General features: G+C 61.2%; 15 protein-coding genes. 4 read left to right on the top strand and 11 right to left on the bottom strand.

Annotation, left to right across the window (positions count from 1 at the left end; all coding sequences use genetic code 11):
• Nucleotides 1–42 precede the first annotated feature (42 nt).
• From mtgA to minC, 5 genes are all read right to left on the bottom strand, one after another.
• A complete protein-coding gene (mtgA, locus tag AB5Y59_RS00920; protein WP_080767838.1) occupies nt 43–750 on the bottom strand; it encodes a monofunctional biosynthetic peptidoglycan transglycosylase in 708 nt (235 codons plus the stop codon).
• A 53-nt stretch (nt 751–803) separates the two neighbouring features.
• The gene (locus AB5Y59_RS00915; protein WP_029314491.1) at nt 804–1130 is read right to left on the bottom strand and encodes an HI1450 family dsDNA-mimic protein; all 327 of its coding nucleotides are present in this window, start codon (nt 1128–1130) and stop codon (nt 804–806) included.
• A 179-nt stretch (nt 1131–1309) separates the two neighbouring features.
• On the bottom strand, nt 1310–1579 hold the full coding sequence (minE, locus tag AB5Y59_RS00910) for a cell division topological specificity factor MinE (RefSeq protein ID WP_010674646.1): 270 nt from the start codon (nt 1577–1579) through the stop codon (nt 1310–1312).
• Nucleotides 1580–1581: 2 nt separating this feature from the next.
• The gene (gene minD / locus AB5Y59_RS00905; protein WP_010674647.1) at nt 1582–2394 is read right to left on the bottom strand and encodes a septum site-determining protein MinD; all 813 of its coding nucleotides are present in this window, start codon (nt 2392–2394) and stop codon (nt 1582–1584) included.
• A gap of 18 nt (nt 2395–2412) precedes the next feature.
• Entirely contained in the window at nt 2413–3138 is a 726-nt protein-coding gene (gene minC / locus AB5Y59_RS00900; RefSeq protein WP_029314493.1) for a septum site-determining protein MinC, read from the bottom strand.
• 106 nt (nt 3139–3244) lie between these two features.
• Between minC and AB5Y59_RS00895 the strand changes: the two genes are divergently transcribed.
• Both AB5Y59_RS00895 and AB5Y59_RS00890 read left to right on the top strand, forming a co-directional pair.
• Complete coding sequence (locus AB5Y59_RS00895; RefSeq protein WP_029314494.1) at nt 3245–3523, top strand: YcgL domain-containing protein; 279 nt, start codon at nt 3245–3247, stop codon at nt 3521–3523.
• The gene (locus tag AB5Y59_RS00890; RefSeq protein ID WP_368211297.1) at nt 3520–4482 is read left to right on the top strand and encodes a lytic transglycosylase domain-containing protein; all 963 of its coding nucleotides are present in this window, start codon (nt 3520–3522) and stop codon (nt 4480–4482) included. The genes AB5Y59_RS00895 and AB5Y59_RS00890 overlap by 4 nt, the downstream gene beginning before the upstream one ends.
• Nucleotides 4483–4644: 162 nt before the next feature.
• On the opposite strand, the gene AB5Y59_RS00885 is transcribed toward AB5Y59_RS00890, so the two are convergent.
• The 3 genes from AB5Y59_RS00885 to AB5Y59_RS00875 form a co-directional block, all read right to left on the bottom strand.
• Entirely contained in the window at nt 4645–6015 is a 1371-nt protein-coding gene (locus tag AB5Y59_RS00885; protein ID WP_039039104.1) for an L-serine ammonia-lyase, read from the bottom strand.
• A gap of 284 nt (nt 6016–6299) precedes the next feature.
• Nucleotides 6300–7682: an L-serine ammonia-lyase gene (locus AB5Y59_RS00880; RefSeq protein ID WP_010674652.1), complete on the bottom strand. Its 1383-nt coding sequence runs from the start codon at nt 7680–7682 to the stop codon at nt 6300–6302.
• Between the two features lie 156 nt (nt 7683–7838).
• Nucleotides 7839–8123: a pyrimidine/purine nucleoside phosphorylase gene (locus AB5Y59_RS00875; protein ID WP_010674653.1), complete on the bottom strand. Its 285-nt coding sequence runs from the start codon at nt 8121–8123 to the stop codon at nt 7839–7841.
• 268 nt (nt 8124–8391) lie between these two features.
• Here AB5Y59_RS00875 and AB5Y59_RS00870 point away from each other — a divergent pair, with 268 nt between their 5' ends.
• Entirely contained in the window at nt 8392–9636 is a 1245-nt protein-coding gene (locus tag AB5Y59_RS00870; RefSeq protein WP_368211296.1) for a dicarboxylate/amino acid:cation symporter, read from the top strand.
• A 108-nt stretch (nt 9637–9744) separates the two neighbouring features.
• Here AB5Y59_RS00870 and AB5Y59_RS00865 read toward each other — a convergent pair whose 3' ends face one another.
• The gene (locus AB5Y59_RS00865) at nt 9745–10143 is read right to left on the bottom strand and encodes a MerR family DNA-binding transcriptional regulator (protein WP_010674655.1); all 399 of its coding nucleotides are present in this window, start codon (nt 10141–10143) and stop codon (nt 9745–9747) included.
• A gap of 132 nt (nt 10144–10275) precedes the next feature.
• On the opposite strand from AB5Y59_RS00865, the gene AB5Y59_RS00860 reads away from it, so the two are divergent.
• Nucleotides 10276–11442 carry a thiolase family protein gene (locus AB5Y59_RS00860; RefSeq protein ID WP_139737810.1) on the top strand — a complete coding sequence of 389 codons (1167 nt, stop codon included), beginning with the start codon at nt 10276–10278 and terminating at the stop codon, nt 11440–11442.
• Between the two features lie 61 nt (nt 11443–11503).
• Here the strand turns inward: AB5Y59_RS00860 and AB5Y59_RS00855 are convergent, their stop codons facing one another.
• Nucleotides 11504–12745: an EAL and HDOD domain-containing protein gene (locus AB5Y59_RS00855; RefSeq protein ID WP_202042508.1), complete on the bottom strand. Its 1242-nt coding sequence runs from the start codon at nt 12743–12745 to the stop codon at nt 11504–11506.
• A gap of 116 nt (nt 12746–12861) precedes the next feature.
• Nucleotides 12862–14118 carry an OmpP1/FadL family transporter gene (locus AB5Y59_RS00850; RefSeq protein ID WP_139737812.1) on the bottom strand — a complete coding sequence of 419 codons (1257 nt, stop codon included), beginning with the start codon at nt 14116–14118 and terminating at the stop codon, nt 12862–12864.
• Between the last annotated feature and the right edge of the window lie 96 nt (nt 14119–14214).

The raw sequence follows: 14214 nt of genomic DNA, 5'->3' as shown, positions 1-14214 counted from the left end.
TCGGCGGCCATCTGGGGCCCGCCTCTGATCCGCAGGATGGCGCTACTCTGTGCCGTGGACCCGGTTCAGGGTGACTTGCCCGAGTTGACCCATCTGACGACGGATCCAGGCCGAGCGCTGCTGCACATAGGGTGAGGGGGGCTTGACCCGATAACGCCAGGGGTTGGGCAGGGCGGCGGCGAGCAGGGAGGCCTCGTAGCGGGTGAGGCGTATCGCCGGCTTGCCGAAGTAGTGCCTGGCGGCCGCCTCGGCGCCATAGATGCCGGGTCCGAACTCCACGATGTTGAGATACACCTCGAGAATGCGGGACTTGTCCCAGCCCAGCTCCATCAACAGGGTGAACCAGGCCTCTATCCCCTTGCGCAGGAAGCTGCGATCGCTCCACATGAAGAGGTTCTTGGCGGTCTGCTGGCTGAGGGTGCTGGCACCGCGCACCCGCCCGCTTTGCTGGTTGTGCCTGAGGGCCGAGCTGATGGCATCCATGTCAAAACCGTGATGTTCGGCAAAGCGCTGATCCTCGGCGGCGATCACCGCCAGTTGCAGCTCCCGGGAAATCTGCTCAAGCGGCACCCAGTCGTGCTTCACCTCGGCCACCTTGGCAGGGGGAAACAGGGCGCGTTCGAGGCGCCAGGTCCACATGGGAGGGTCGATGAAGCGCAGCAGCGCGACCGAGACGATGGTGCTCGCAAAGGCGGCCAGCAGCAGCTTGCCGAGCCAGCCCAGCAGTCGCCGTCTGCGCGAAGGCCTCACGGGCTCGGGCCTGCCGTCCCAGTCATAGTGGCCAGGATCATCGGGATCCGGAATTATTGGGGCAGCCATTCGATGTGGCAGAACTTCTCGTCGACGCGGCGGGAGAGCAGCATGCGGGCAAACAGGTGCTCGTACTCTTCTTGTTCGTTGCCAAGGCCGACCCAGATCTCGGCATAGTCGGCGTCGCTCACCTCAAACCCCACGTCGGCCGCCCAGTCGTCGGCGGGATCGGTCTCCGCCAGCAGGCCGCGGTCGTTGAACTCCTGATTGAAGCGGACGATCTCCTGCTCGGGCAGGTTGTCGGAGGCCAGCTCCATGAAGAGTTCGAGGGCGGTGTCGAGCAGTTCCTCGACGCTGTGCATTTCGTCATTCAAAGACATAAAAGCCGTGTTCCAGATAAGGGGGAGGGAAAGCCCGTCGGCAGCGCCTCGGGGTGCGCGGTATTCTAGCTGGCCCTGATGCCCTTGGCGAGATGCGGGGACGCCAGGCATTAAAAAACCGGATCCTGGGAAAGGATCCGGTCTTCATTGGGGGAAGGGGTCGCGCATGGTGCGTCAGCTCATCCCTTCTTCTGGTCGTCGGCAAAGGTGATGTTGAGCTCCAGCACCGACAACTCGTCACTCTTCTGATCAAGCTGGACGGTGATCTTGTCCGGGTCGATCTGCACGTATTTGCGGATCACGTCGAGGATGTCCTGCTTGAGCTGGGGCAGGTAATCCGGCCCCCCTCTGGATGAACGCTCGTGAGCCACGATGATCTGCAACCGCTCTTTGGCCAGTTGTGCGGTGTTCTGTTTCTTGTTGGAACGAAAATAATCCAATAATGACATGCTTAACTCCCGAACAGTCGGCTAAAGAAGCCCTTCTTCTCTTCTTCCAGAAAACGGAAATCCTTGGTGTCACCCAAGAGGCGGGCGACGGCGTCCTCGTAGGCCTGACCGGCATCGGACTCCTTGTCCAGAATGACCGGCTCGCCGGAGTTGGAGGCGCGCAGCACCGCCTGGGACTCCGGGATCACCCCGAGCAGTTTGATGGCCAGGATCTCCTGTACGTCCTGCACGCTCAGCATGTCGCCGCGGTTGACGCGGGTCGGGCAGTAGCGGGTCAGCAGCAGGTGCTCCTTGATGGGATCCTCACCGCGCTCGGCACGGCGGGACTTGGAGGCCAGGATACCGAGGATGCGATCCGAGTCACGCACGGAAGAGACTTCCGGATTGGTGGTGACGATGGCTTCGTCGGCGAAATAGAGCGCCATCAGGGCACCGGATTCGATACCGGCGGGGGAGTCGCAGACGATGTAGTCAAACTGCATCTCCGCCAGCTGATCCAGGATCTTCTCCACCCCTTCACGGGTCAGGGCATCCTTGTCCCGGGTCTGGGAGGCGGGCAGGATGAACAGGTTTTCGCAACGCTTGTCCTTGATGAGGGCCTGGTTGAGGTTGGCTTCCCCGTTGATGACGTTGACGAAGTCATAGACCACGCGCCGCTCGCAACCCATGATGAGATCCAGGTTTCTCAGACCAATGTCAAAATCGATGACCACGGTCTTGTGGCCACGCTGGGCCAGACCGGTGCTCAGTGCCGCGCTGGTTGTCGTCTTGCCAACGCCACCCTTGCCCGATGTAACGACTATGATTCGCGCCATTCTCGCTTCCTTGTAACTCTATTTGATTCGGTCTATACGAAGTTGTTCATTGTCGAGCCGGATATGGACCGGCTCTTGTATCACGCCTGCAGGCAATGCATCGCTGAGCTGGAAGGTGCCCGCGATGGAGAGCAGCTCGGCCTGCAATTGCTGGCAATAAATGCGGGCCTTGGGATTGCCCTTGGCCCCTGCGATGGCTCGGCCACGCAGGGCACCATAAACATGGATGCTGTCATCGGCGATGACTTCGGCGCCAGGGCTCACCGAGCCCAGCACCACCAGCGAGGTGCCGGCTGCATAGATCTGCTGACCGGAGCGCACCGGGCCCACGTGGACCTTGCTTGCCTCCACGGGCGCTGGCACCGGGGGAACCGGTGCGGCCTCCACTGGCTTGGGCTCAGGTGCTGGCGGCGTCGGCTCAGGTTCTGCCTTGCGGCTCTTGCCTGACACCATGACGGCGAGGCCTGCCGCCTTGGCGGCCGTCTTCATCGCCTCGTCCCGCGCCCCCGTGATCCCGACCAGCACGAAGTCTTCCGACTCGACCAGCTCCCTGAGCTGTTCGAAATCGGGGATCGCCTCGAGGCGTTCCACATTGAGGACGAGGGGGGCACAATTAAAAAACTGGGGGGCCTGCGCGACCTTGGCCTCCAGCAGTTGTCGGATCCGGGCCGGATTGCCATCGCTGAGATGCAACACAGAAATAGTGAAGGTGGTCCCTTTCAATTCGTTATCGCGTTCAACCATGAATCTTCCCCGAACCGAGACGGTAATACGTTATTGTTATTCAATTCCTGATGTTATAGTTTGCCACCACCAGAGGCAATAAACCCGTCGGATTATATCAATTTCCATGTTGTGTGCAGTCTATAAAAGTCGCAAAAAAGCCGAGACCTATCTCTTTATTGAACGAAGAGAGGACTTTTCCCGCGTTCCCGAGGTGCTGATGAGTACCTTCGGGCGTCCCGAACTGGTCCTGATGACCAAGCTGGACCCGGCCAAGCCCCTGGGGCTGGCCTCCACGGAGCGGGTGATGGCCGCCCTGAAGAGCCAGGGCTTTTATCTGCAGGTGCCACCGCCACCGGAAAACCTGCTGGAGCAGCACAAGGCGCAATTAAAGGGCGCACGATGAGGGCGGGGCGGCTGGCACTGCTGTTGTCAGGCGCCCTGTCGGGATCGCCGGTGCAGGCCGGCCCCGATTTTGACCAGTACGTGGCAAGCCTCAAAGAGCAGGCGCTGGCGGCGGGCATGTTGCCCGAGACGGTGAGTGTGGCCTTTGCGGATGTCCACCTTGTCGATGCCGCCATCAGGCACGACAAAAATCAGCCGGAATTCAAACTGACCCTGGACACATATATTCCCCGGGCGGTGCCGGAATGGAAAGTCAAGCAAGCCCAAACCTTATATCGCCAGCATTTGCCGCTGCTCACAAAAATAGGCCGGGAATATGGGGTACAGCCCCGCTTTATTGTTGCCTTGTGGGGAATTGAAACCAATTTCGGCAAAATAACCGGCCATTATCCCCTTATCTCTTCTCTCTCGACCCTGGCCTGGGACGGTCGCCGTGAAGCCTTCTTCAAAGGCGAGTTGTTCGATGCCCTGCGCATTCTGGAGCAGGGACATGTGAACCCCGCCAACTTCAAGGGATCCTGGGCGGGGGCCATGGGACAGGTGCAGTTCATGCCCTCGTCATTCCTGCGATACGCGGTGGATCAGGACGGGGACGGCAAGAAGGATCTCTGGGGCAATCTAGCGGATGTATTTGGATCGGCTGCCAATTATTTGAGCCAGAACGGCTGGCGTGAAGACCAGACCTGGGGACGGCGGGTGAGGGTGCCAGAACGCTTGGACCCCGCCTTGCTGGGGCTTGAGACCCGCAAGTCACTGGCGACCTGGCAGGCCCTCGGGGTTCGCCAGCAGGACGGCTCACCTCTGCCTGTGGTCGACATGCAGGCCTCCCTCATCCGCCCTGACGATATTCACGGGCGAAGCTACCTTGCCTATGACAATTACCGGGTACTGCGTCACTGGAATCGCTCCCCCTATTTCGTGGTGGCCGTCGGCACCCTGGCCGATCGCATCGTGAAATAGCTCTCCCCCGTTCTCCTGTCACGGCGAACGAGTGGAGGTGATATGCCCGTCTCTTTTTATCCCTTGTCGGCCTCCCTTTATCCACTAACGCTGCCCTTTAAATCGCGACCCAAAAAAAAGCGGGAATATATCCCGCTTTTTTCATGTCATCGCGACTCGGCGTTAGTCGCAGGCGACCTGCATCACCTTGATGGCCAGGCCACCGCGGGAGGTCTCGCGGTACTTGGAGTCCATGTCCTTGCCGGTGATGTACATGGTCTCGATCACCTTGTCCAGCGACACGCGCGGCTTGGAGGTGCGACGCAGGGCCATGCGGGAGGCGTTGACCGCCTTCATGGCGGCGATGGCGTTGCGCTCGATGCAGGGTACCTGTACCTGGCCGGCCACCGGGTCGCAGGTCAGACCCAGGTTGTGTTCCATGCCGATCTCGGCGGCTTCACAGACGTGCTCGGGGCTGCCGCCCATCAGCTCGGTCAGGCCGGCGGCGGCCATGGAGCAGGAGACGCCCACTTCACCCTGGCAGCCCACTTCGGCGCCGGAGATGGACGCGTTCATCTTGTAGAGCATGCCGACGGCGGCAGCGGCCAGATAGAAGCGGGTGTACTCGTCGCGGCCCACCGGCTGGATGAACTTGTCGTAGTAGGCCAGCACGGCCGGGATGATCCCGGCGGCGCCGTTGGTCGGTGCGGTGACGACGCGGCCACCGGCGGCGTTCTCTTCACTCACCGCCAGGGCGAACATGTTGACCCAGTCCACGATGTTCATGGGATCGTTGGAGAGGTTCTCGTTGGTGGTCAGCTGGCGGTAGAGCGGCGCGGCGCGGCGCGGTACGCGCAGCGGGCCGGAGAGGACGCCCTCGGTGCGGCAGCCGCGCTCGATCCCTTCCCGCATGGTGGTCCAGATCTTGCCAAGCTTCTTGTAGATCTCTTCCGGGGTGTTGAAGCACTTCTCGTTTTCCATCATCAGGGCGGAGATGGAGAGACCGCTCTGGCTGCAGTGGGCGATGAGCTCGGCGGCACTCTTGAAGGGATAGCTGACGGACATGTCGCCGCTGTCACCCTTGCCAAAGTTCTCTTCGTCGACGATGAAGCCACCGCCGATGGAGTAGTAGGTCTTGCTGTAGACGGCGTCATCTTCGATGAAGGCAGTCAGCCTCATGCCGTTTTCGTGCAGGGGCAGGGCCTCGTCATGGAAGATCATGGCGCCCTTGGGGAAGCTGACGGTGTGGCAGTGCAGGCCGATGGGCAGACGACCGGTCTGCTCCACGCGGGAGATGAATTCGGGGATGGCGTCGATGTCGACGTTCTCCGGCAGGTTGCCCGCCAGACCCATGATGATGGCGGTATCCGTGTGGTGGCCTTTGCCGGTCCAGGAGAGGGAGCCATAGACATCGACCTGGATCCGGGTGATGTCACGGATCTTGCCGCCAGCACGCAGTTCATCCACGAACTGTTTGGCTGCCTTCATGGGGCCGACAGTGTGGGAAGAGGAGGGGCCAACACCGATTTTGAAGATATCAAAAACGCTGATCATGTAACAATTACCTCAGGGTAGAAGGGGGCGCCATGCCCACTCGCAGAAAAGGGATCCATGGGACGGGTCTGTCGTCACAAAGGCCAGGGAACCGGATAACCACAGTGTAACGGTTCAATGCCTAAAAAAAGTTGAAACAGATCTATTTTTGTTGAATTCGTGGCGCGAGTATAAAATTTATTTTGATGGTTATCCATTTTGTTAAGCGCCAGACAAACGTTTTGCAAAAAAATACCCGGCGATGCCGGGTATTCGAGTGCCATATGCGGCTTTATCACAGCGGCTTAACACTCGGTGATGTTGACGGCAAGGCCGCCCCGTGCGGTCTCCTTGTACTTGGTCTTCATGTCGTTGCCGGTTTCCCACATGGTTCTGATCACCTTGTCCAGTGAGACCTTGTGCTCGCCGGTGCCACGCAGGGCGAGGCGGGCGGCATTGATCGCCTTGACTGCGCCCATGGCGTTGCGCTCGATGCAGGGCACCTGCACCAGACCACCGACGGGATCACAGGTCAGCCCGAGATTGTGCTCCATGCCGATCTCGGCGGCGTTCTCGACGATGGCGGGGCTGGCGCCCAGCAGCTCGGCCAGGGCACCAGCGGCCATGGAGCAGGCCACACCGACCTCGCCCTGACAGCCGACCTCGGCCCCCGAGAGGGAGGCATTCTTCTTGTAGAGGATGCCGATGGCGGCGGCAGTGAGGAAGTACTGCATCAGCAGCTCGTCATCCACCTTGCGCACGAAGCGATCGTAATAGTGCAACACCGCGGGGATGATGCCCGCTGCGCCGTTGGTCGGCGCCGTCACCACCCGGCCCCCGGCGGCGTTCTCCTCGTTGACGGCCAGCGCAAAGAGGTCCACCCACTCCATCACCATCAGCGGATCCTTGTTGAAATTGGTCTCGCCACAGAGCTGGCGATAGAGGGCGGGAGCCCGGCGCTTGACCTTGAGACCGCCTGGCAGCACCCCCTCGCTCTTGCAGCCACGCTCCACACACCCCTGCATCGCCTGCCAGATCTTGCGAAGCCCGGCCTTGATCTCCGCTTCCGAGCGAAACACCTTCTCGTTGGCCAGCATCAGCCCCGAGATGGAGAGGCCGCTCTCCTGGCACTGGGCCAGCAGTTCGGCGCCGCTCTCGAAGGGATAGGGGATGGGGTGGGCGGCATCGAAGCGGGCCGCCTCTTCCCGGGCGTTGGCGAAGTGACTCTCCTCGATGATGAAACCGCCCCCGATGGAGTAGTAGGTCTGCTCGAACACAAGGGTGTCACCCTCATAGGCGCGCAGTGTCATGCCGTTGGAGTGGGCGGGAAGGGTCTTGCGTCGATTGAAGAGGATGGCGCCGATGCGGGGAAATTCGCTGGGTTGCTCGCCGCCCAGGCAGAGGGTCTGGGTCTGCTCTACCTGGGCGAGGAAGGCGGGAATGGCCTCGATGTCCACGGATTCGGGTTCAAATCCGGCCAGTCCCAGGATGATGGCCTTGCCGGTGCCGTGCCCCTTGCCGGTCTGGCCCAGTGAGCCGTAGCACTCGACGACGACGCGTCCGGTACGGGAGAGGAGTGCGTTCGCTTTGAGGGTCTGGATGAAGGCGCAGGCGGCCCGCATCGGTCCCACGGTATGGGAGGAGGAGGGGCCTATCCCGATGGAAAACATGTCGAAGACACTGATCATGACGTACTCCAATTATGGATTTCGTCTAAACATTGTAAATTTTTTGTAGTCGTTGAAAAGGGGGGAGATAGCGGGGTGTGATGGCGGTAGGGAAATGGGCGCGGGAGAGGCGCGCCATGGGGGAGCCGCTCGGTATCCCATGGCGCCCGTGATACATCAGTCGAGGAACTCGCACAGATAGGCGGAGGCGATCTTCACTTCCAGCTTGAAGGAGGAGTGACCGGCCACGTCGAAGGATTCCCCCTGCTGGTAGGTGTGCCACTCATCTTCGTCGGCCAGCTGGATGGTGAGGGCGCCCTTGATCACCGTCATGCGCTCCGGGGCGGCGGTATTGAACAGGTACTCGCCCGCTTCCATCACACCAACGGTAGCTTTCTCGCCTTTTTGCTCGAAACCGATGGATTTAACATTTCCGTCAAAATACTCGTTAACTTTCAGCATCTTTTCTTCCCTGTATGCACGTTTGCAGAGCCAACGTAGCACACTGTTTTGGATGTTGTCATGGTAAAAGGAGCAAAAACAGCCGTGTCTCTTTTGAGGCTTTACTTTCTCATAAAGTTATCAATGCATTTCGTTAACGGATTCTGATGTAAAACGGGGCGCAAATATGAGATAAAGCGCACCGCCAGAGCAATGGAGAGGATTTGACGCTCTGGGTGGTCATTTACGCTGTAAAAGTGTGAGTAATTGCTAAATAAAGGAACATTCTGTGTTAACAAAAGGATTAATCAAAAACATCGGCTTTCAGGTAGTGGTGGCCATGGTGCTGGGCGCGCTGGTCGGGGCGCTCATGGGAGAGCAAGCCACGGTGTTTGCGCCGCTCGGCACCCTGTTTATCCAGCTGATCAAGATGCTGGTGATCCCGCTGGTGGCGGTGGCCATCCTGTCCGGGGCCGCCAACCTGGGGGCCAGCCCCGCTGCTGGCAAGATTGGCGTCACCACGCTCGCCTTCTTCCTCGGCACCTCCGCACTGGCGGTGTTCCTGGCGCTGGTGATGGGTCAGGTGTTCAAACCTGGTGTGGGTGTTGACTTTGGCGCCACCGCGGCCATGTTCTCCGGCGACTACGCCGACAAGGGTGCACTGCCCGATGCGGTGGCCACCCTGCTTGGCATGATCCCGACCAACGTGTTCAGCGCCTTGAACGAGGCCAATATCCTGCAGATCCTGGTGTTCTGCATGTTCCTCGGCGTCGCCCTGGCCAAGCAGCCCCGTGAGCGCGCCAAGCCGCTGGTAGACGGGCTCAACACCCTGGTGGACGCTTTCGTCTGGATGATCAACAAGGTGATGCTGATCGCCCCCATCGGCGTCTTCGGCCTGATGGCCGACGCCATCGGCACCTACGGCTTCGATGTGCTGACCCTGGTGCTCAAGCTGTTCGTCGTCTATGTCGCCGCCATCCTCATCTTCGGCTTCGTGGTCTATCCGCTGCTGATCGCGTTCTTCTCCAACACGCCGGTACGCAAGTACTTCTCCGCGATGAAGAAGCCGCAGATCGTGGCCTTCTCCACCGCCTCTTCCATGGCGACCCTGCCGGTCAACATGGAGACCTGCGAGCGCGACCTGAAGGTGACCAACGCCACCGCTTCCTTCGTGCTGCCGCTGGGCGCCACCATCAACATGAGCGGCAATGCCATCTATTACGGCCTGGTCGCCATCTTCTTCGCCCAGGTCTATAACATCGATCTTTCCATGGGTGCCTGGGCGGCGATCATCGTCACCTCCACCCTGGGTGCTATCGGTCAAGCCGGTGTACCGGGCCCGAGCTTCCTGGTGGTTGCCGTGCTGCTGGCGGCCGGGATTCCCATCGAGGGTCTGCCGCTGCTGTTCGCGCTGGATCGTCTGTTCGACATGATCCGCACCGCGCTCAACATCACCGGCGATGCGGCCTGCGCCATCATTGTCGATCGCTACAGCCCGGATTACGATCCGAACCGCTGGAGCAAGGAGGCCTGATATCGGGTCGTCCACCGTGCATGACAAGAGGGAGGCTTCAAGCCTCCCTCTTTCATTTGTGTCTATTTGCTGGCGGTGATCCCCGCTTGCCTCGCCCGTCTGCGTGACTCAGGGAGAGAGGTGTGCCAGGGCCTGGCGGCAGCGCTGTTCGGCCGCCTCCAGCTCCAGCAGGACCATCTGGATATCTTCCAGCTGCTGCTGCAGGGTCTCCCGCTTGTCGGCCACCAGCCCCAGCATGGTCTGCAACTGGGAGCGGCTGCTCTTGTCCGCATCGTAGAGATCGAACAACTCCCGGATCTCTGCGAGGCTGAAGCCCAGACGCTTGCCACGCAGGGTCAGCTTGAGCCGCACCCTGTCCTGACGGCTGTAGATCCTGTGCTGTCCCTGGCGGGTCGGGTTGAGCAGGCCCTGATCCTCGTAGAAGCGGATGCTGCGGGTGGTCACATCGAACTCGCGAGCCAGTTCGCTGATGCTGAAGGTGCGGGTGTCGTCCCTGGATTTGGTCATGGGGCTGTCTTGGCTGCCATCTGGTTGTCAATGCAGGCTGGCACCTTACCCAAACGTCAACTTCCCCGCAAGTCTTGTTCCTGTCGCGGTCGCAGCATATGTTATCCCGATGTAACAAGGAGAGTGCTATCGATGGATATCGTGATTGTGGCGGCCAAACGTACCCCCATGGGGGCCTTCCAGGGGGCCCTGAGCGCGCTCGGTGCCCCCGAGCTTGGCGCCTGCGCCATCCGCGCCGCGCTGGCGCAGGCCGGGATGACGGGGGAGCAGGTCAATGAGGTCTATATGGGTAACGTGCTGAGCGCAGGGGTCGGCCAGGCGCCAGCCCGCCAGGCGGCGCTCAAGGGGGGGCTGCCGGACAGCGTGCCCTGTACCACCATCAACAAGGTGTGCGGCTCCGGCATGAAGGCGGTGATGCTGGCGGCGGACAGCCTGCGCCTGGGGGAGGCCGAGGTCGTGGTGGCGGGGGGCATGGAGAGCATGAGCCGCGCCCCCTATCTGCTGGACAAGGCGCGCAGCGGTTTTCGCATGGGGCACCAGAGCGTGCTCGATCACATGTTCCTGGACGGCTTGCAGGATGCCTACGAAGGCCATCTCATGGGACATTACGCCCAGTTGAGTGCCGATCGCAGCGGACTGACCCGGGCCGACATGGATGCCTTTGCCATCGCCTCCCTGGAGCGGGCGCTGACGGCGCAGCGCAGCGGTGCCTTTGCCGCGGAACTGGCTCCCGTCATGACCTCTGAGGATACCCTGCTGCTGGCCGAGGATGAGCAACCGGGCAAAGCCAGGCCCGACAAGATCCCCGGCCTCAAGCCGGCCTTCAGCAAGCACGGTACCATCACGGCGGCCAATGCCAGCTCCATCTCGGACGGGGCGGCAGTCCTGGTAGTGATGCGGGGCGAGAGCGCTGCCCGGCTCGGATTGCCGGTGCTGGCCAGGGTAGTGGGTTACCAGAGTCACGCCGCCTTGCCGGCGGAGTTTACCAGTGCCCCCGTCGGCGCCATCGACAAGTTGCTGGCCCGGGTGGGCTGGTCGGTGGAGGAGGTGGACCTGTTCGAGGTGAACGAGGCATTCGCCATGGTGAGCATGCTGGCCATGGCAGGGTGCGGCATTCCCCATCACAAGTTGAACGTGAACGGCGGGGCCTGTGCGCTGGGGCACCCTCTTGGCGCCAGTGGCGCCCGCATCCTGGTGACCCTGATCCATGCCCTGCGTGCCCGCGGGCTCAGACGAGGGGTGGCGAGCCTGTGCATCGGGGGAGGGGAGGCAACGGCCATCGCCATCGAGGCAGGCTGAATGCGTGGGTGAGATTGCTGCGGCTTGATGAAATGACAACGTCCCTTCAAGAGGGACGTTGTCATTTCTGGTGGGAGTGGACCGGTTGCTCTTCCATGGCCTGAAGCTGCTGGTTGACCCAGGCGGTGGCGCTCAGATAGAGGTGGCTGACCTTCTCTTCGTTGAGGCCGAGCCGGACGGTGTTGGCGGCGACCCGCTGCCAGTCGGCTTTCTCGAAATCTTCACAGAACGCCAGGTAGAACCCGAGCTTGCCCTTGCGGGTGAGCAGGGCGGCACGAATGTCGTCGGTCAGGGGAATGGAGCCGAGCAGCTGATCCAGCGGTTCGCCCATGAGCACGTCCAGCAGGGAGAAGAGGCCGGTGACAAAGGCTTGCTGTGCCTGCTCTGCGGGCGCATGGGTCTGGGCCAGCAGTTCGCAGAACCGGGCTCTGATGAGGGACATCTGGTGGAGTTCGGCGCTCTTTTCACTTCCCGCACTGGTGGCGGCGATCAGGGCGACGAAGCGCTTGAGCTGGGCGTGCCCCAGGGAACTTGCGGCCTGGCGAAACGAGGCGATGGGCTGGGGGAAACGCTTGAGGTGGTTGATGTAGCGCAGCAGCTTGAGGGAGAGGGTGAGATCCTGGTTGAGCAGTTGCTCAATCTTGTCCAGATCCGGTTCGGTCTGATTGACCACCTCGAGCAGCTGCATCACCACCAGCTGGGCCGGCGGTATGGTGGGCTGTTGCACCATCTGGGGGCGGCTGAAGAAAAATCCCTGGAACAGGGTGACGCCGAGCTGCTTCATCCGCTCGAACTCGGCCTGATCCTCGACTTTCTCGGCCAGATAGGTGAGGGGCAGGTGGCGATGATTCGCCATGAAGTGCTCGATGCAGGGTTGCGGCGTGCTGCGCAGGTCGAACTTGATGATATGGATGTAGGGGAGGAACCTGTCCCAGTCTGAGACCATGGTGAAGTCATCCAGCGCCAACCGATAGCCCAGCCCATAGAGCTGGATCACTTTTTCCAGCAGCGCATCGTCGGGCTCGGCATCCTCCAGGATCTCGATCACCACCTTGTCACGGGGGAGGCATTCGGCCAATCCATCCAGCAACAGGGAGTGGGGGAAATTGATGTAGCAGGGGTGATCTCCGATGAGATGATCGATGTTCTGCTGCAAGAACTGCTCGGCAACCAGCCTGGAAGTGGCCTGCTGTGCGGAGACGGAGGGAAATACATTGTCCAGGCTGTCGCGAAACAGCAGCTCATAGGCTTGGGTGTTCAACTCCCGATCCAGAATGGGCTGCCTTGCTACATAGGAATACATGCATCTCTCCACCATGGTTACAGGCTTGATTCTATGGTGAAGCGGATCACTATGCCAGTGCCGACCGGTCGGGAAGGTCAACAACTGGCATACTATTTGTCAGGAAACCCGGGGTGTCAGAACAGGTAGTTGAGCTGCAGGCCGGCGAGCCAGGCATCCCCTTCCGAGGTGCCATTGAAAGTGGAGGTGGTCTGCGGGATGCCGGGCCTGAGCTGCATGGTTTCGCTCACGTCCACCTTCTTGCCGTCGATCAGGGTCAGCCCCAGATCCAGCGAGAGGTGGCGGTCAATCTGGTAGCCCACGCCAGCGCTGTACCAGACCCGATCCGAGTCGGGGATGGAGATGGTGCGGCGATCCGCCGGGACCGGGCTGCGGTCGTAGGCGATACCGGAGCGCAGTTGCCACTGGGGGGCCAGCTGGTAGGTCATCCCCAGCGCATAGCGCCAACTGTCTTCCCAGTGCTCCTCCTTGATGTGCATGGTGCCGTGGTGGTCGAGTTCGGATTCGAGCTGCACGAACTTGCTCCAGTTGGTCCAGTTGATGCTCGAATGCAGCGCCAGGGCCGGGGTGAGCTGATGGAACAGGGCCAGCTCGGCGGTGGCGGGCAAGGGCAGATCCAGGCTGCCGGTATCGGTGAAGGGCTGGCCCCTTTGATCGATGCCGATGGCGTCACCGGAGAGGGTCAGGGTTACGTCGTGGCGATAGGAGAGACCGATGCGGGTTGCCTGCGACAACTCAAGCAGGGTGCCCAGGTTCCAGCCCATGGCCCAGCCATCCCCTTTCAGGTGCTTGGCTATCTGGTTGTTGGAGGGGAAAGTGCCGCCCACTTCCCCTTCCCCCTGAATGGCGGAGAGACCTGCCCCGACGGACCAGATGCGGCTGATGCGATAGGCCAGGGAGGCCCCCAGATCCACTGTCTTGATGTCGGAGACGTTGCCGAAGTGACCGGCGTTGTAGTTGTCCGGCATCTTGACCCCGAGTCCGTAATAGGAGGTGGCGGCAAGCCCGAGGCGCCATTGCTCGCTGAGGGGCACGATGAGATAGGCGTTGGGCACCCAGGCGTCACCCGCAATGTCGTGGGCTCCGGCATCCAGACTGACCGGCCCCTGGGGGGTAGGCACCCGGGTGGTGCCCTCTATGTTGACGTCGGGGTGCACATGGATGACGCCGCCGGAGAAGGCCAGAGTATCGAACCGGGTCATGGCGGCGGCATTGCGGGAGAGCACGCTGGCATTGTCGGCGATGGCGGCCTCACCCGCGAAGGCACGCCCCATGCCGGTGGCGGATTGCTCCGCGAGCTGGAAGCCAGCAGCCTGCACCTGGCTCGACAGCAGCAAGAAGGCTATGAGGGAGGGTTTGAACGTCGGATGCATGGTCTTTCCTCGGGATGAACTGGGTGTTCATTCTGTTATTCGGTTGGGGCCGGGATTTTATATGGTATGACCAGTAAGGCAACGGGGAGAGGGGAA

The organism is Aeromonas sp. s10 (assembly GCF_040907975.1).
GTDB classification, from domain to species: Bacteria; Pseudomonadota; Gammaproteobacteria; order Enterobacterales; family Aeromonadaceae; genus Aeromonas; species Aeromonas caviae.
The sequence above is the reverse complement of the archived record's forward strand: the minus strand, read 5'-3'. Positions and strand labels throughout refer to the sequence as shown.

Excerpts from the sequence above, each read along its gene's own strand:
- AB5Y59_RS00860 (WP_139737810.1), top strand. The coding sequence starts at position 10,276 with ATGGATATCGTGATTGTGGCGGCCAAACGTACCCCCATGGGGGCCTTC.
- AB5Y59_RS00890 (WP_368211297.1), top strand. The coding sequence starts at position 3,520 with ATGAGGGCGGGGCGGCTGGCACTGCTGTTGTCAGGCGCCCTGTCGGGA.
- AB5Y59_RS00885 (WP_039039104.1), bottom strand. The coding sequence starts at position 6,015 with ATGATCAGCGTTTTTGATATCTTCAAAATCGGTGTTGGCCCCTCCTCT.
- minC (WP_029314493.1), bottom strand. The coding sequence starts at position 3,138 with ATGGTTGAACGCGATAACGAATTGAAAGGGACCACCTTCACTATTTCT.
- AB5Y59_RS00865 (WP_010674655.1), bottom strand. The coding sequence starts at position 10,143 with ATGACCAAATCCAGGGACGACACCCGCACCTTCAGCATCAGCGAACTG.
- AB5Y59_RS00915 (WP_029314491.1), bottom strand. The coding sequence starts at position 1,130 with ATGTCTTTGAATGACGAAATGCACAGCGTCGAGGAACTGCTCGACACC.
- minE (WP_010674646.1), bottom strand. The coding sequence starts at position 1,579 with ATGTCATTATTGGATTATTTTCGTTCCAACAAGAAACAGAACACCGCA.
- AB5Y59_RS00880 (WP_010674652.1), bottom strand. The coding sequence starts at position 7,682 with ATGATCAGTGTCTTCGACATGTTTTCCATCGGGATAGGCCCCTCCTCC.
- AB5Y59_RS00855 (WP_202042508.1), bottom strand. The coding sequence starts at position 12,745 with ATGTATTCCTATGTAGCAAGGCAGCCCATTCTGGATCGGGAGTTGAAC.
- minD (WP_010674647.1), bottom strand. The coding sequence starts at position 2,394 with ATGGCGCGAATCATAGTCGTTACATCGGGCAAGGGTGGCGTTGGCAAG.
- AB5Y59_RS00875 (WP_010674653.1), bottom strand. The coding sequence starts at position 8,123 with ATGCTGAAAGTTAACGAGTATTTTGACGGAAATGTTAAATCCATCGGT.
- AB5Y59_RS00850 (WP_139737812.1), bottom strand. The coding sequence starts at position 14,118 with ATGCATCCGACGTTCAAACCCTCCCTCATAGCCTTCTTGCTGCTGTCG.
- AB5Y59_RS00895 (WP_029314494.1), top strand. The coding sequence starts at position 3,245 with ATGTTGTGTGCAGTCTATAAAAGTCGCAAAAAAGCCGAGACCTATCTC.